Here is a 401-nt window from a genome sequence, read left to right as displayed (position 1 = left end):
ATCATCGCGAGGTCGCTGCGGCGGTCCCCGTTGAAGTCACCGGAGACGAGCTTCATGGAGGCACGGTCCCAGCTGTTCGCGGGGACCGTATAGCCCACCGTGAAGTCGCCGAAACCACCAACGGTGTTGCCGAGGGCGGTGTAGAAGCCAATCGAGCCGTCGCCGTGGTAATAGGTCATGACCGCGTCGGCTCGGCCGTCTCCGTTGGCGTCCCCGGCGCGGAGTTCGATGGCGTTCCAGTCCCAGCCTGCACTCGCGGGGATCGTGGTGCTGGAAGTGAAGGGCTGGATGTGGCCGGCGCCGTCAGCGAGGCCAGTGAACATCTTGATCGAGCCATCGCCGAAGCGGTACATCATCGCGAGGTCGCTGCGGCGGTCCCCGTTGAAGTCACCGGAGACGAG

At 65.3% G+C, this 401-nt stretch carries 1 protein-coding gene; it reads right to left on the bottom strand.

Going from position 1 to position 401, the window contains the following annotated elements; genetic code table 11:
- The coding region (locus AB4039_RS42525; RefSeq protein ID WP_442273348.1) for an FG-GAP repeat domain-containing protein at positions 1 to 401 on the bottom strand (401 nt) is incomplete at both ends.

This window comes from Streptomyces sp. M-16, assembly GCF_052114405.1.
GTDB lineage: Bacteria > Actinomycetota > Actinomycetes > Streptomycetales > Streptomycetaceae > Streptomyces.
Note: the sequence above shows the minus strand (reverse complement) of the source record. Positions and strands in the feature narration are given on the sequence as shown.